Annotated in this window: 11 protein-coding genes; all 11 read left to right on the top strand. The window is 50.7% G+C overall.

What is annotated here, in order from left to right; all coding sequences use genetic code 11:
• The first annotated feature begins 22 nt into the window (after nucleotides 1-22).
• The 11 genes from yesS to AC4CV5_RS16505 all read left to right on the top strand — a co-directional run bounded on the left by yesS (nucleotide 23) and on the right by AC4CV5_RS16505 (nucleotide 16,094).
• Nucleotides 23-2,308 carry a transcriptional regulator YesS gene (yesS, locus tag AC4CV5_RS16555; protein WP_490923298.1) on the top strand — a complete coding sequence of 762 codons (2,286 nt, stop codon included), beginning with the start codon at nucleotides 23-25 and terminating at the stop codon, nucleotides 2,306-2,308.
• 13 nt (nucleotides 2,309-2,321) lie between these two features.
• Nucleotides 2,322-3,020: a rhamnogalacturonan acetylesterase gene (gene rhgT / locus AC4CV5_RS16550; RefSeq protein WP_490923297.1), complete on the top strand. Its 699-nt coding sequence runs from the start codon at nucleotides 2,322-2,324 to the stop codon at nucleotides 3,018-3,020.
• On the top strand, nucleotides 3,013-3,675 hold the full coding sequence (locus AC4CV5_RS16545) for a YesU family protein (protein WP_166853972.1): 663 nt from the start codon (nucleotides 3,013-3,015) through the stop codon (nucleotides 3,673-3,675). The genes rhgT and AC4CV5_RS16545 overlap by 8 nt, the downstream gene beginning before the upstream one ends.
• Nucleotides 3,672-4,298 carry a YesL family protein gene (locus AC4CV5_RS16540; RefSeq protein ID WP_166853971.1) on the top strand — a complete coding sequence of 209 codons (627 nt, stop codon included), beginning with the start codon at nucleotides 3,672-3,674 and terminating at the stop codon, nucleotides 4,296-4,298. The genes AC4CV5_RS16545 and AC4CV5_RS16540 overlap by 4 nt, the downstream gene beginning before the upstream one ends.
• A gap of 138 nt (nucleotides 4,299-4,436) precedes the next feature.
• Nucleotides 4,437-6,281, top strand: coding sequence for a rhamnogalacturonan lyase (gene rhgW / locus AC4CV5_RS16535; RefSeq protein WP_446680241.1), 1,845 nt, complete (start codon nucleotides 4,437-4,439; stop codon nucleotides 6,279-6,281).
• Between the two features lie 47 nt (nucleotides 6,282-6,328).
• Nucleotides 6,329-8,167 (top strand): rhamnogalacturonan exolyase, encoded by a 1,839-nt coding sequence (rhgX, locus tag AC4CV5_RS16530; RefSeq protein WP_373924049.1) that lies wholly within the window; start codon nucleotides 6,329-6,331, stop codon nucleotides 8,165-8,167.
• Between the two features lie 9 nt (nucleotides 8,168-8,176).
• Nucleotides 8,177-9,187, top strand: a complete 1,011-nt coding sequence (gene mgrA, locus AC4CV5_RS16525; protein ID WP_490923295.1) for an L-glyceraldehyde 3-phosphate reductase — start codon at nucleotides 8,177-8,179, stop codon at nucleotides 9,185-9,187.
• Nucleotides 9,188-9,190: 3 nt separating this feature from the next.
• A complete protein-coding gene (locus AC4CV5_RS16520) occupies nucleotides 9,191-9,844 on the top strand; it encodes a rhamnogalacturonan acetylesterase (RefSeq protein ID WP_166853968.1) in 654 nt (217 codons plus the stop codon).
• Between the two features lie 5 nt (nucleotides 9,845-9,849).
• Nucleotides 9,850-11,841, top strand: coding sequence for a beta-galactosidase (locus AC4CV5_RS16515; RefSeq protein WP_490923294.1), 1,992 nt, complete (start codon nucleotides 9,850-9,852; stop codon nucleotides 11,839-11,841).
• A 48-nt stretch (nucleotides 11,842-11,889) separates the two neighbouring features.
• Nucleotides 11,890-14,463, top strand: coding sequence for an exo-rhamnogalacturonan lyase family protein (locus AC4CV5_RS16510; RefSeq protein ID WP_490923292.1), 2,574 nt, complete (start codon nucleotides 11,890-11,892; stop codon nucleotides 14,461-14,463).
• Nucleotides 14,464-14,585: 122 nt separating this feature from the next.
• Nucleotides 14,586-16,094: an extracellular solute-binding protein gene (locus tag AC4CV5_RS16505; RefSeq protein WP_166853965.1), complete on the top strand. Its 1,509-nt coding sequence runs from the start codon at nucleotides 14,586-14,588 to the stop codon at nucleotides 16,092-16,094.
• The last annotated feature ends 53 nt before the right edge of the window (nucleotides 16,095-16,147 follow it).

Raw genomic sequence — 16,147 nt, 5'->3', positions numbered from 1 at the left:
AGACGGCAGCGGGGGGAAAGGGATGAAAAAACAGCCTCAACAGAAGGAACGGGTTTCACGCTGGAAGGGATCGTATTTCAAAAGAAACTTTGTCTTCATTTTGCTGATTGCCTGTATTCCCGGATTGCTGACTGGCGCCGCTATATACTTTCTTTCGATCGACAAGGTGGAAAAAGAGCTGCAGAAATCGCATGAAACACAGGTGGCGCGTGAAGTCAGCCGGATGGATGAGAAGCTCGGAGTGCTGGAGCTGACTCTCACCCAAATGGCATACGATTCTTCGCTGATGAACGGATTGGCCGAGAGGGATTTGGAGAAAGACTTTACGTTCTCCTATCAATTAACGAAAAAGCTGTTTCTTTTACGGGACCAGCAGCCGCTGATCGAACAGGCTTCCATCTTTCTGAATAGCCCCCGGCCTCTTGTGCTGAGTCCCGAATACAGCGCTCTGACAGAACAGGAGGCGCTTCGCAAGTATCGCTCGCTGCTTGCCTCAGACAACAGTATTTATTGGAACCGGTCCGGAAATCAAGCGATGCTGATCCAGCTCATTCCGGGCTCGGCGGAGAAACCGTTCGGCGCGATCATGCTGGCGGTTGATCCGAAAGAAATGGAGTCTATCCTGCAAAGCTTGTCTCCTTATCCTGATGGCAGTGCGCTTCTTTTGGATCAAAAGCAGGAGGTGCTTTTTCAGGAGGGAGAGAAGGATTTTGAAAAAGCTTTACTAAAAGAGGTAAAAAAACAGCCGGACGGAAAAGGCCATTTTCAGATGGAATGGGACGGTAAGGTGTATTCCGTCTCATTTGGAGAAATGAATCGCATGCATCAGCAGTGGATCTTTGTTTCAGCGGCGCCTCTTTCAGCTATTACAGCGCCGATGGTGTTTTTATCAAAAGTGATCATCGTGATGCTTGTCATTTGCATTATCTTAGCGGTGTGCATGACGTGGTATGCATCAAAAAAAATCTACCGTCCCATTCAGCATTTGCTTGGCTTATTTACCGGTGGAGAGAAGAAAACATGGCAGGCGTCCGGGCAGGATGAATTCAAGTGGATTGAAAAGCGATGGAATGATCTTTCCCTTGAAAGCCGGAAGCTTCAAGAGCAGCTCCTGCGGCAGACACCCCATATGAAAAAGAGTTTCTTGCAGCACCTCTTGCAGGGCGATTTTTACTATGACAACGAGAAAAGCCTCAGATCGCGGATGGAGGAGGCTGGATGGAGCATCGGAGAAAACGTGTTTCAGGTGCTTGATCTTCAGGTGACAGGGCTCCGCTCTGAAAAAAGCATCTTCCATGCCGGTGATGAACAGCTCGCTGTATTTACCCTGACCAATCTGGCCGAGGAGCTTGCGGAAAAACGCTGTTTTCAGCCCTCCATTCTAGATATCGGCCGGCTTTCCGTCACCGTGTTGGTGATGAAAACAAACAGCTCTGATCTGAAGGCGTATGTAACGGAGCTGGCACGCCAATTTGACGATGTTACCGGATTAAGCCTGACCGGAACGATGAGCAGGAAGACGGAGCATATTACGGAAATCCCTGCTTTATTTCAGGATGTGAAAAGCGGCAAATCCCGCAGGCAGTTTGCCAACCGGCACCAGATGATTGATTTGCAGGGCGACTTCCCTCAGGATAAGCACTCCGTCCCATATTATCCTTTTGAACTGGAAAAACAAATTGTTCAGGCGATCCGGCTGGAAAGAAAACAGGAAGCCGAGGAACTAATACGTGTATGCATGGAGGAACTGGCGGAAAAGGCGGTTATAGACAGGCACGTGCACTCCGCCCTGATTCAGCTGTTTTCCCGCATTCAGGAGGATATTTTGCATTCCGGGCTCAATCCGAGTGAACTGTTTCAGCATCGGGATCTGCTTCTTGACATTTCAGAATTGCGCGAACCCATTGAAGCAGCGGCCTGGCTGATGGATGCTGTGGTGACGCCTTACCTTTCTAAGCTTGAGGGCAGAAAAAACAGACAGCAAAAACAGCTGGCGGATCGTGTCATAGCCATGATTCACGAACAGTATATGGCGGATATTTCGCTAGAAAGCTGTGCCGATGCGCTCGGCATGAATTCATATACGTTAAGCAAGGCATTTAAGCAAGTGACCGGCATTAATTTTATAGATTATGTGACCCAAATTAGAATCGAAAAGGCGAAAGAGCTGCTGGTGAATACGAATAAAAAAATTCATGACGTGTCTGAAGAAGTCGGCTACCGCCACAATTACTTCAATCGGATTTTTAAAAAACAGGTGGGCATGCCGCCGGGTGTCTTCAGGCAAATGTATCAGGAAACGCCGTGAAAGGAGAGAACATGTGATGGAGAAAGTGATTCAAGTGTTTTTAGCGGGGGATTCCACCGTGAGTGACTGCCCGCCTCATGAAGCGCCGATGGCGGGGTGGGGGCAGGTATTCGGGCAATTGTTTTCTGAAGATGTGAAGGTGCATAATCACGCCAAAGGAGGGGCGAGCACCAATTCTTTTGTGGAGGAAGGAAGGCTTCAAGCGATTGCCGAGCGCATTACACATGGCGATTATTTGTTTATTCAATTCGGCCATAATGACCAGAAACCGCGGGGAACGAAGCCGTACTCTACATTCCAGCAATTTCTCACCCTGTTTGCAGATACGGCACGCGAAAAAGGAGCGTATCCTGTATTCGTCACATCGGTGCAGCGCCGCCGCTTTGATGAAAACGGACGGATCGAGCATACACTCGGCGAGTACCCTGATGCAATGAAAGCGCTGGCGAAGGAGCTTGATGTGCCCGTGATTGATCTGCTGGCAAAAACAAAGGTGCTGTATGAAGCGTACGGGCCGGAGGAGTCGAAAAGATTGTTCGTTTGGTTTCAGCCGAATGAACATCCGAATTATCCAGACGGCATTGAGGACAATACGCATTTTTCAAAAGAAGGGGCAATGGAGGTTGCGAAGCTTGTGGCAGAAGGCATTGAAGAACTCGGCCTTCCGCTGAAGGACCATCTTGTGAGCCGGGAGGGAAAAGAATATGTATAAGGAAGGCGCGTGCCTGTACCGCAACCCCCTACGGTCAGCAAGCGATATGAAGGACTGGCGGATGGAGGGAGGCGGACAGATCTCTTTTGACGATCACTGCTTGCATCTGTCGCATGTTCAGGACGAAGCGCACTTTGTCTATTGGTGCCCCGAAACGTTTCCGGACGGCATCATTGTGACATGGGACTTCGCTCCGCTTGAGCAGCCGGGCCTGTGTATGCTGTTTTTTTCCGCTGGTGGGATCGGAGGTGAGGATTTGTTTGACCCTAGTCTCAAGAAAAGAACGGGAAAATACCCCGAATATCACTCGGGGGACATCAACGCGCTCCACCTGTCGTATTTCCGCAGAAAATACGAGGAGGAAAGAGCGTTCCGCACCTGCAATTTAAGAAAAAGCCGCGGTTTCCACCTCGCCGCGATGGGAGCCGATCCGCTGCCATCTCCAGACGACGCTGATTCCCCGTATCATATGAAGCTCATTAAAGACAAAGGCTATGTGCACTTTTCAATTAATGATTTGCCCATTCTTGAATGGATGGACGACGGCAGCACATACGGGCCTGTATTAACGAAAGGGAAAATCGGGTTCCGGCAGATGGCGCCCATGAAAGCCGCTTATCGAGATTTTGCTGTGCATCAAGCGGTGAGAAGATGAAGACGACGGTAACGGATGCGCTTTACGCCGGCTGCGAAGCGGTTGTGAAAATCGCGTGGCTCAACGGGCTGTGGCTGTTGTTTACGCTTTTGGGCGGCGTTCTTTTCGGATGGGCGCCGAGCACAGCCGCAATGTGTGCCGTCATACGGAAATGGCTGATGGGGCAAAAGGATGTCCCAGTGTTTCCGTTATTTCTTGATACCTACAAAAAAGAGTTTTTCAAGGTCAATGCGATTGGATTGGCATTTGCAGCGCTTTTGCTCATATTGTCCGCGAATTATCATTATTTTTCAGCCAGTACGGATTGGCTGTCCTTTGCCGTAACAAGCTGCACGTTGCTGGCGGGCCTTTTGTATATCATCGCACTGGTGTATGTGTTTCCCCTTTATGTGCACTACCAGCTCCCATTGCGAAAATATATTCCGCAAGCGCTGCTGTTTGGCGCCATGCGGCCGCTGACGACCGGCTGTATGCTGATCGGGTGCGGATTTGTCCTTTATCTGCTGTATACGCTCCCAGGCTTGATCCCATTTTACGGCCCATGTTTGTTTGGGCTTGTGTCGATGTTTTTTGCTCTCAGAGGATTTCAAAAGACGGAGGCCCAGCACCACCAAGCAGGTTAACAAAAAAATGACAATCGTGCAAAAAAGTACAGTGCCCGAAAAAGGCAGATGCAAAAAAATGAAATTGAAGACAGCTCACACAGCGCATAAAATCCAATTTAAGTAAGCGCTTACAGAAAAATGAGAAGGAGCTGTCTGATGATTAAACGAAGGAAACGCTTGTTTACCGCTGTTACGTTGCTGGTCTTGTTGGTGATGGGAACCACTGTATGTCCTGTGAAAGCTGAAGGAGCAGCGCGGCAGATGGAAGCGCTGAACCGGGGGCTTGTGGCGGTCAAGACGGACGGCGGCATTTTTGTCAGCTGGCGGTTTCTTGGCACTGAAAATGCATCTGTTTCGTTCAATGTGTACAGAGACGGACAAAAGCTGAATGCTGCGCCTGTCAAAACCACGAACTATGTGGATAAAAATGGATCGGCGATCTCAACGTATACGGTTCGGGCTGTCGTAAATGGAATTGAACAGGCGGCATCTGAAAAAGCCTCTGTATGGGCACAGCCGTATCATTCCGTCCCGCTGGATAAGCCGGCTGGCGGCACGACGCCAAAGGGTGAAGCTTACACCTACAGTGCAAATGACGCAAGTGTTGGGGATGTGGATGGTGACGGGCAATACGAGCTGATCCTGAAATGGGACCCGTCTAATTCAAAGGACAACTCACAGGATGGCTATACGGGTGACGTGCTGATAGACGCCTATAAACTGGACGGAACGAAGCTATGGCGGATCAATCTCGGCAAAAACATCAGGGCGGGAGCACACTACACCCAGTTTATGGTGTATGACCTTGATGGTGACGGAAAAGCGGAAGTGGCGATGAAAACGGCAGACGGTACAAAAGACGGCACAGGCAAAGTGATTGGAAATGCCAATGCTGATTACAGAAATGAGCAGGGGCGTGTGCTTTCGGGGCCGGAATACCTTACTGTGTTTCAGGGTGCAACCGGGAAAGAGCTTGTCACAACAAATTTTGAACCGGCGCGCGGCAATGTATCAGATTGGGGAGACAGCTACGGCAACCGGGTTGATCGTTTTCTCGCTGGCATTGCCTACCTCGATGGACAGCGGCCGAGCCTGATTATGACCAGAGGGTATTATGCCAAAACTGCGCTTGTGGCCTATAACTTCAGAGACGGAAAGCTGTCAAAGCTTTGGACATTCGATTCTTCGAAGTCTGGAAATGAGGCGTTTGCCGGACAGGGGAACCACAGCCTGAGCATTGCCGATGTTGACGGGGACGGAAAAGATGAGATTATTTTCGGCTCAATGGCTGTTGATCATGACGGAAAAGGCATGTACTCAACTGGCTTAGGCCACGGGGATGCCCTCCATACCGGGGATCTTGATCCGAGCCGGCCGGGTCTTGAGGTGTTTCAAGTTCATGAGGACAAAAACGCAAAATACGGCTTATCCTTCCGTGATGCGGCAACCGGGAAAATCCTTTGGGGCGTCCATGCCGGCAAGGATGTAGGCCGGGGAATGGCTGCTGATATTGACCCGCGTTATCCGGGACAGGAAGTGTGGGCAAACGGTTCTCTTTACACAGCGAAAGGGGTCAAAATCGGAAGCAGTGTTCCGTCATCGACCAACTTCGGCATCTGGTGGGACGGCGACTTGCTTCGGGAACAGCTGGACAGCAACCGAATCGATAAGTGGGATTATCAAAACGGCATTTCGAAAAATATGCTGACTGCGTCAGGTGTGGCCGCCAACAACGGCACAAAAGCAACACCAACGCTTCAGGCTGATCTGCTTGGGGACTGGCGCGAGGAAGTTGTGTGGAGAACGGAGGACAGCAGTGCGCTCCGCATTTACACGACAACCATTCCGACTGAGCACAGGCTGTACACGCTGATGCACGATCCTGTGTACCGGCTTGGCATCGCCTGGCAAAATGTCGCGTATAACCAGCCGCCGCACACAAGCTTCTTTTTAGGAGACGGCATGGCGGAACAGCCAAAACCGAATATGTATACGCCTTAATAGAAGGGGGTGAAGGAACGGGCTGCGCGCAGCCCGTTCCCAATAAAATGAAACCAAAAAAGAGGCAGATGGAATACTTGAACAGAGGTTTAATTGCGGTCAAGACAGAGCAGGGCGTGTTTGTCAGTTGGCGTTTTCTAGGAACGGATCATGAGACGACGGTTTTTCACCTTTATCGGGATGGAAAGCGGATTACCCGTGAACCAATCGCGGAAAGCACCAATTTTCTCGATCAAAACGGAACGGCGGACTCTGTTTATCAGGTGGCGGCTGTCAATAAAGGACGGGAAGAGAAGCTGTCCAAAGAAGCTCCCGTCTGGCGGGAAAATGTCCTAAAGGTTCCGCTTAACAAACCGGAAGGCGGCGTGACGCCGGACGGAAAGTCGTATACCTACAGCGCCAATGATGCCAGTGTCGGAGATGTGGACGGGGATGGAGAATATGAAATCATCCTGAAGTGGGACCCGTCCAATTCAAAAGACAACGCCCATGACGGATATACCGGGGAGGTTCTCATAGATGCCTATAAACTGGACGGCACCTTTCTGTGGCGCATCAACCTCGGCAGAAACATCAGAGCAGGCGCGCATTACACCCAGTTTATGGTCTATGACCTGGACGGTGACGGAAAAGCAGAAATCGCTATGAAAACAGCCGACGGCACAACAGACGGGAAAGGGCACATCATTGGCGATGAGCATGCTGATTTTAGGAACGAACAGGGCAGAATCCTGTCTGGTCCGGAATATTTGACTGTGTTTAAAGGAGAGACCGGTGAAGCGCTCACGACTGTGGAATATGAACCGCCCCGCGGCAAGCTGGAGGATTGGGGAGATGGCTACGGAAACCGCATGGACCGTTTTCTCGCTGGGATCGCTTATTTGGATGGGGAGCGGCCGAGCCTTGTGATGGCACGCGGCTACTATACGAGAGCGGTACTTGTGGCATACGATTTCAGAAACGGAAGGCTCAAGAAGCGCTGGATATTTGATTCCAATCAGCCGGGCCATGAAGCGTATGCAGGGCAGGGCAACCACAGCTTGAGTGTGGCGGATGTTGACGGAGACGGGAAGGATGAAATCATTTACGGCGCCATGGCGGTCGATCATGACGGCATAGGCTTATACACAACGGGGCTCGGGCACGGAGACGCGATGCATGTAGGAGATCTGGATCCGTCCCGAAAAGGGCTTGAAGTGTTTCAGGTGCATGAGGATGCCTCTAAGCCGTATGGACTGTCGCTGCGTGATGCCGGAACCGGCGAGATTTTGTGGGGTGTTCATGCGGGAACTGACGTTGGCAGGGGCATGGCGGCTCATATCGACCCAAACTACAAAGGATCGCTTGTCTGGGGAATCGATCCGCCGGGCAATGACGGAATGTCATACGGCCTTTTTACGAGCAAAGGAGAAAAAATCAGTGACAAAGCGCCCGCCTCAGCCAATTTTGCCATCTGGTGGGACGGCGACTTGGTCAGGGAGCTGCTCGATCATGACTGGAACGGAACAATCGGCAGGCCGAAGATTGAAAAATGGGATGCTGAAAACCGCTGTCTGAAGACGATTTTTCAGCCGGACGGCGTGCTGTCTAACAACGGCACAAAGGGAAATCCTGTTCTTCAAGCCAACCTGTTCGGAGACTGGCGGGAAGAAGTGATATGGAGAACGGAAGACAGCAGCGAGCTCCGCATCTATACAACGACACATCTCACCCGCCATCGTTTTTACACGCTGATGCATGATCCGGTTTACAGGCTCGGCATCGCTTGGCAGAACACCGCCTACAACCAGCCGCCGCACACGGGTTTTTATCTTGGAACGGGAATGAAAAAACCGCCGAAGCCCGCCCTGTACATAGCGGGCAGCAAAGCGGAGGCGCCGCTATAGGAGGAACGTATGGTATACAAAGCAAAAGCTGATCGCTTTGAAAGGATAGCTTATCACAATGCCGGACAAAACGGATTAAAGCTTCCCGCCGTGTCACTCGGCCTCTGGCATCAGTTCGGCGGTGCCTATTCAGCGGAGAACGCACAATCGATGCTCAGAACCGCATTTGACGCAGGCATTGTCCATTTTGATCTCGCCAACAATTACGGCCCGCCGCCCGGATCAGCTGAAGAGATGTTCGGGGCCGTGCTGCAAACAGACTTTGCACCATACCGTGATGAGCTTATCATCAGCACAAAGGCCGGCTATGACATGTGGGAAGGGCCGTATGGAAACGGCGGTTCAAAAAAACACCTGACAGCCAGCCTGGATCAAAGCTTGAAGCGAATGGGGCTCGATTATATCGATCTCTTTTATTCACACCGCCCGGATCCTGAAACGCCGCTCGAGGAAACGATGGAGACACTGGCCAGCTTTGTGCGGCAGGGAAAAGCGCTGTACGTCGGACTGTCAAACTACAGCCCCGCAGAAACGGAGCGGGCCGCCGAGCTTTTAAAGCAATTTGGCGTCCGTCTTGCCATCCATCAAACGAAATATTCCATGTTCCACAGAGAATTGGAAAAAGGCCTGCTTGATGTACTGGAGAAACAGGGAGCCGGCTGTATCGCGTTTGCGCCGCTCGCCCAAGGGCTTCTCACGACAAAGTACGTATCAGGCATTCCTGAGGAATCAAGAGCCATGGATGCAAACAGTCCTTTCCTGCAGGCGGAGAACATCACCAAAGGAGCAGTCACGAAGGCGCAAAAGCTGAACGAAATAGCGAAAGAACGGGGGCAATCGCTTCCGCAAATGGCGCTCGCATGGCTTTTAAAGGATGATCGGGTCACTTCGGTGCTGATCGGAGCGAGCAGGAGGCAGCAAATAGAAGAAAATGTTCAAGCGCTGCACGCATCGGTTTTTTCAAGGGAAGAGCTGTCCATGATTGAAGCCATATTAAACGAAAAAAACGAGGGGGAATGAGAAATGGCAAATCACATTTATCTAGCTGGAGATTCGACTGTTCAAACGTATGGAGACAGCACAAATCAAGGGGGCTGGGGGCAGTTTCTCGGCTCGCATCTGCCAGAGCATATTCAGGTGATCAACAGAGCGATTGGGGGAAGGAGCTCGAAAACATTTGTGGAAGAGGGCAGGCTTCAGGCGATCCTTGATGTGATCGAGCCTGATGACTGGCTTTTTGTGCAGATGGGCCATAATGACGCGTCGAAAAATAAGCCGGAGCGCTACACCGAGCCCTTTACCACCTACAAAGAATATTTAAAGCAGTATATCGCCGGCGCAAGGGAAAAAGGCGCCCATCCGCTTCTCATTACCCCTGTGGCCCGCTTTCATTACGAAAACGGCGTGTTTTTGAACGACTTTCCTGATTATTGCATTGCCATGAAGCAGACGGCTGCTGAGGAGAATGTCCAACTCATTGATCTGATGGCCAAAAGCCTCGCTTTCTTTACCGAGAAGGGCGAGGAAAAAGTGTACACCTATTTTATGGTGTCAGAAGGAATTAACGATTACACGCACTTTACAAAAAAAGGCGCAAATGAAATGGCGAAACTTGTGGCAAAAGGCATAAAGGAGCTCGGCCTGCCATTGACAGAATCGATCATCAAAGAAGGGTGAAAAATGTGAGGAGAAAACTGTATCACGGCGCTTGCTATTATCCGGAATTATGGGATGAAGAGACGATCCGGCAGGACATTGACATCATGCGCGAAGTTGGCGTGAATGTTGTGCGGATCGGCGAATTTGCCTGGTCCGTTATGGAACCGGAAGAAGGAAAAATTGACGTCAGTTTTTTCAAAGAGATCATCACCCGGTTGTATGATAACGGCATTGAAACGATCATGTGCACGCCGACGCCTACACCGCCGATTTGGCTGTCGCACGGCCGGCCGGAGCGTATGCATGTAAATGAAAAAAGAGAGGTCATGGGGCATGGCTCCCGCCAGCATGCTTGTACGAACAACCCATATTTCCGAAAAAAAGCCGCCATCATTACCACAAGCATCGCCAAGGAGCTTGGCCAGCTCCCGGGATTGATCGGCTGGCAGCTAGACAATGAGTTTAAATGCCATGTTGCAGAATGCATGTGTGAGACGTGCTTACACTTATGGCATGACTGGCTCAGAAATCGCTATGGCGTGATTGAGCGGTTGAATGAAGCTTGGGGAACCGATGTATGGAGCGAAACCTACCAGACATTTGAGCAAGTGCCGCAGCCGGGGCCAGCCCCGTTTCTGCATCATGCTTCTCTAAGCACAATGTATCAGCTGTTTTCGATGGAGATGATCGCTTCATTTGCGGATGAACAGGCCAAAATGATCCGCTGTTATTCGGATGCGCCGATCACGCATAACGGCTCTGTCATGTTCAGCGTGGACAATGAGCGGATGTTTCGGAATCTCGACTTTGCCTCCTATGATACGTACGCTTCGCAGGAAAACGCCTCTGCCTTTTTATTGAACTGTGATTTGTGGAGGAACTTGAAACAAGGGCGCCCGTTTTGGATTTTGGAAACGAGTCCGTCGTATGCTGCCTCGCTCGAAAGCTCCGCTTTTCCGCATGCCGACGGGTATTTACAGGCCGAAGCTGTCTCTGCCTATGCCTTAGGAGGCGAGGGCTTTTGCTATTGGCTGTGGCGCCAGCAGCGTTCAGGCAGCGAGATTTCACACGGTTCGGTTCTCAGTGCCTGGGGCAAGCCGACCGTGGGCTATCAGAACGTGCTGGCAGTCGAGCGGGCTAGAAAGGAAATCGAACCGGTTATTTTATCGACTGTACCCGTTCAAGCCGAGGCGGCAATGACGTACTCCGACAGAGCAAAAGCATTTATCAAAACTGAGCCTCATCGGGGACTCCGGCACCGTTCGCTTGTGACGCACTTTTATGATCGTATTCTCAACACGGGGATTCACCGTGACCTCATTCCGGAAGGCGTTCCGCTGGACGGCTACCGCTTGCTGTTTACGCCATTTGTGCCGTATTTATCTTCAGATTTTATCAAAAAAGCTTCGGCATTCGCTGAAGCGGGCGGCATCTGGATTGCCGGACCGCTGACAGGAGGGCGAACAAGCGAGCATACAATTCATACGGATTGTGGACTTGGCGAACTTGAGAAAACAGCCGGGATCAAAACGCTGTTTACCTTTCCAATGAACGAGGACGCGAATACAGGAAAAGCGTTTGGCATCACGGCGCCGCTCGGGCTGTGGAGCGCGGTGTTTGATACAGAGAAAGGACACACACTGGGCACGGTTGAGTCGGGACCGGGAGCAGGCTATGCCTTTCTGACAGAACAGAAGCACGGCAAGGGAAAAATCGTTATGCTCGGCTCGCTTCCGTCAGGGAGAGAAGGGGATGCGATGCTGGAAGCGCTCGTCAGGCACTATGCTGCTGAAGCAGCCATTTCTGTCCGGTCGGATGTTACACCCGGCACGATCGTTGCCCCGCGCAAAGGCGATAACGGCCTTGTGTGGATCATCGTCAATATGGATGGGAAAGGCGGAAGCGTGACACTGCCGGAAGCGGGAATAGACCTGCTGACGAACCGTTCAGCGAAAGCGGGGAGGCTGGCGGTCGGACCGCATGAATACCGTGTGATTCAGTTTGACAAATCGTAGCTGATTCTTTGCATCGAATCAGCTTTTTTCTATGGAGGGAGAGAACTGATGAAAAAGATCAAATGGTTATCAAAACAGCCAAAGGTGGCAAGCGGTGTAACGTGGGGCGTGCCATGGAAAAAAGGAGAATTGATTAAAGGAGACCCTCTGGCGCTTGTGAATGAAAACGAGGGAAGCCACTATGTGCAAAGCGAACCATCGGCCTATTGGCCGGACGGGAGCATCAAGTGGACGAAGCACGCGGCGTTGTTCGGAGGACAGGCACATCAAAGCTTTGCAGTGCAAAAAAGAGAATCCCCGCAGCCAAGCGAAACGCTCAGCATCAAAGAGTCAGCGCATGACATCCAAGTGGATACGGGGACCCTCAACTGTACCATCAATAAAACAGGATCAGATTTCATTCAATCAATGCAGATCAACGGAAAGCCGATCGCCGCAGGCGGGAGGCTCGTTGCCATAAGAGAAACGAGAAAAGAGACGGCGGCGGAAACGGTTCTTTTTCATGAAACATCTGTCAGCCTCATCAAACGTGCGGCGATTGAGAAGAGCGGTCCCATCAAAGCAGTAATCAAAATAGAGGGCGTGCATATCCTCAAAAAAACAAATGAAGAATGGCTGCCGTTTATGGTCCGATTGACGTTCTATGCCGGGCTGTCAGAAGTCGGCATCGTACATACGCAGCTGATTGACAGGAACGGTAAACAAGAATTCATTAAGGGGCTCGGCATAGTGTTCGACCTTTTTTTGAAAGGGGAGCCATACAACCGCCATTTCCGTTTTGCGGGAGAGAAAGGGATGTACAAAGAACCAGCCCAGCTGTTTGGCACGCGTAAATTTAATGAAAGGTATCCGCTTTATCAAAAACAAATCAATGGCGAAATGCTGACTCAAAGTGAAGAGCACAAGGAATGGTTTGCTCACGGTATACAGAACGCGGTTTGGAACGATGTCAAGCTCGTGCAGGATTCCAGCGATCATTACAGCCTGTCAAAACGGACCGGAAAAGATTATGCGTGGGTTGGCATGCTGCATGGCAGCCGGGCGAAGGGGCTTTGTTATGCGGGCGGCGAGAATGGCGGAATGGCACTTGGCCTGCGGTATTTTTTTGAGAAATATCCGTCAGCACTGGAAATCACAGGCCTTGCCGGCAGTCATCCAAAAATGACCGTCTGGTTTTGGCCCCCGGACGGAGAGGCAATGGATCTGCGGCATTATACAGGAAACACCCATGTAGCCAGCGCGTATGAAGGCTTTGATGAAATGCGCGCTGACCCGACCGGCATTGCCAACACAAATGAAATCAGCCTGTCTTGTTTTTCACACACGCCGTCTGATGATGTTCTTCATGCACTCGCTGACAAATGGCAGGCGCCGCCGCTGCTTGTATGTGAGCCGGAGGTCTATTACGAATCAAGGGCGCTGGGAGTTTGGAGTGTCATTGACACATCCCATCCGTTCAAAAAAGAGCTGGAAGAACAGCTCGACGCCGCATTTCTATTTTACAAAAAGGAAGTCGAGCAGCGCAGATGGTACGGGTTTTGGGATTATGGCGATGTCATGCATACGTATGACCCGATCCGGCATATGTGGCGGTATGATCTCGGCGGGTATGCTTGGCAAAATAATGAGCTCGTTCCGACCTTATGGCTGTGGCAGGCGTTTTTCCGCTCAGGCAGAGAGGATATTTTCCGCATGGCAGAAGCCATGACCCGCCACACTAGCGAAACGGACAGCTTTCACCTCGGGGAATACGCAGGACTTGGCTCGCGGCATAATGTTGTTCACTGGGGATGCGGCTGCAAGGAAGCGAGGATCAGCATGGCCGGGCTTTATAAATTTTATTATTATCTGACGGGAGATGAGCGGACGGGAGATCTTTTGACAGAAGTAAAGGACGCCGATTACGCCCTCGTCAAAACCGATCCGATGCGCGCTTTTTACGAGAAAGGGAAGTACCCGACCCACGCCAGAACGGGACCGGATTGGGCGGCGTTTTGCTCGAACTGGCTGGCGGAATGGGAGCGGACCGAAAATCCCGAATATCTCAAAAAAATCGAAACGGGCATCAGCTGTCTGAAGCGGCTCCCGCTCCGTTTATTATCCGGCCCGACATTTGAATATGATCCGGCGACCTCGATGCTTCATCACATGGGAGACGGCATAGCGGGCGGATATCATATGATCATTGCCTTCGGCGCGCCGCAAGTGTGGATGGAGCTGGCTGAGCTTCTTGATGACCGGGAATGGGAGGAAATGCTGAGTGAATTCGGCGAATTTTACACACTCAGTGATGATGAAAAACGGAAAAAAAGCGGGGGCGCGCTTCATGACAGGCATTTTCACTGGCCGATGTTTGCCGCTGCCATGACTGCCTACGCCGCAAGAAACAAACAAGATCAGAAGCTCGCCGCCAAAGCGTGGAATCTTTTGCTCGATGATAAGCTGAGCCATACGCCGCTTCCGATCAAACCAGAGCGCATTGAGACATGGACGCAGCTGGAGGAGCTCCCGTGGGTGACAACGAACACCGTCTCTCAATGGTGTTTGAACGTCATAGCGGCGCTGGAATTGATCGGGGATTCCCTTCCGGCAAAAAAAGATACATCCGGCAAAAAAGGATAACAGCCGGAATTTCATAGGAGAAATGGTGCAAAAAATGAAGATTGCAAGAATTTATGTAAGCGCTTTATATTGGGAGGGGCAAAGGGGAAATACAAAACGAAAAAAAGGGGGACTTACGCATCATGAAAAATAGAATCCGAAAAAAATGGCTGGCCTTGCCGCTCGCTGCCATCATGATCGCCGGATGCAGCAATTCGGAAACATCCAGTTCAGCAGGCGGTTCGAAAGACACGATTAAAATTATGGCGCCGCTCTTATCGCCGGAAAGCCCGGGTGAAAAGAGCCCTTCATTAAAAGCGCTCGAAAAATACACAGGCAAAGAGATTAAGGTCACATGGGTGCCTGATTCATCCTACAACGACAAATTCAACATCGTCATGGCTTCCGGAGAGATGCCTCATGCCATTGTGATTAAAGATAAATCAGCGGGCTTTATCAAGTCCGTCAAAGCGGGTGCGTTTTGGGAGCTGTCTCCTTATTTAAAAGACTACAAGAATTTAAGCCAGGCAGATGAAAAGATTTTGAAGAACAGCTCGGTGAACGGCGAGGTGTACGGAATCTACAGAACGAGGGACCTGATCAGAGCGTGTATGATCATCAGAACCGACTGGCTTGAAAACGTCGGTATGGATATGCCGGAAACGATTGATGATTTTTATGAAGTGCTGAAAGCCTTTAAGGAAAAAGATCCTGACGGAAACGGCAAGGATGATACGTACGGCATGGTCGTGCCGAAATGGATGGGGCTTGGCAACGGAAGCCCGTGGGATGTTCTGCAAATCTGGTTCGGCGCTCCGAACCGCTACGGCGTTGAAAACGGAAAGCTGATTCCTGATTTTACAACGAAAGAATACATGGATGCGCTCAAGTTTTTTAAAAAGCTTTATGATGAGGGTTTAATCAATAAGGACTTTGCGGTCATGGATTCAGCGAAGTGGAATGATCCGGTTGTGAAAGGAAAAGCGGGTGTCATCGTTGATACCGGCTCCAGAGCATCTCAAATTCAAAGCGCGATGGAGGAGGCAGATGAGTCGAACAAGGATGTGATTGATATTGTCGGCTCGCTTGAGGGACCGAATGGCAAGCGCACCTTCCCGACATCCGGTTATTCAGGCATGATCGCGATACCAAAATCAAGCGTCAAAACCGAAAAAGAGCTGAAAGAGGTGCTGTCCTTCCTCGATAAGATGAATGATAAGGAAGCGCAGATTCTCACGAACAACGGTGTGAAGGGCCGCAATTACGAGCTCAAGGACGGCGTATTCACCTCGCTTGAAAAAAACAACAAATCTCTCCTGTATGAGCATGAAGGCTTGGCGCAGTTCAGCATGTCGATTCCGAAAAGCGAATATTACATCGAAGACCAGAAAACAAAGCTCTTTCAGCATCGCAAGGACATCATAACTGAAGGAGAAAAAATAGCCGTCTTTAACCCGGCTGAGTCGCTTGTATCTGATGTCTATACCCAAAAAGGAGCCCAGCTTGACAACATCATTCTCGACGCGAGAACACAATTTATCATTGGAGAAATTGATGAAAAAGGGTTCGAGGATGCGGTGGAGCTTTGGAAAAAAAGCGGCGGCAATGAACTGATGAAGGACTTGAACAAATTGTATCAATCGTCAAAATAAACCGATGCGCCTGCCGTTCGGCGGGCGCGCCGGTACCACGAAAGGAGAACAGA

This window comes from Bacillus sp. NS1, assembly GCF_058248265.1.
The sequence above is the reverse complement of the archived record's forward strand: the minus strand, read 5'-3'. Positions and strand labels throughout refer to the sequence as shown.

What these genes read in the sequence shown, in the direction of transcription:
- mgrA (WP_490923295.1), top strand. Translation starts at nt 8,177, where the DNA reads ATGGTATACAAAGCAAAAGCTGATCGCTTTGAAAGGATAGCTTATCAC.
- AC4CV5_RS16520 (WP_166853968.1), top strand. Translation starts at nt 9,191, where the DNA reads ATGGCAAATCACATTTATCTAGCTGGAGATTCGACTGTTCAAACGTAT.
- rhgW (WP_446680241.1), top strand. Translation starts at nt 4,437, where the DNA reads ATGATTAAACGAAGGAAACGCTTGTTTACCGCTGTTACGTTGCTGGTC.
- rhgX (WP_373924049.1), top strand. Translation starts at nt 6,329, where the DNA reads ATGAAACCAAAAAAGAGGCAGATGGAATACTTGAACAGAGGTTTAATT.
- AC4CV5_RS16540 (WP_166853971.1), top strand. Translation starts at nt 3,672, where the DNA reads ATGAAGACGACGGTAACGGATGCGCTTTACGCCGGCTGCGAAGCGGTT.
- AC4CV5_RS16505 (WP_166853965.1), top strand. Translation starts at nt 14,586, where the DNA reads ATGAAAAATAGAATCCGAAAAAAATGGCTGGCCTTGCCGCTCGCTGCC.
- AC4CV5_RS16545 (WP_166853972.1), top strand. Translation starts at nt 3,013, where the DNA reads ATGTATAAGGAAGGCGCGTGCCTGTACCGCAACCCCCTACGGTCAGCA.
- yesS (WP_490923298.1), top strand. Translation starts at nt 23, where the DNA reads ATGAAAAAACAGCCTCAACAGAAGGAACGGGTTTCACGCTGGAAGGGA.
- AC4CV5_RS16510 (WP_490923292.1), top strand. Translation starts at nt 11,890, where the DNA reads ATGAAAAAGATCAAATGGTTATCAAAACAGCCAAAGGTGGCAAGCGGT.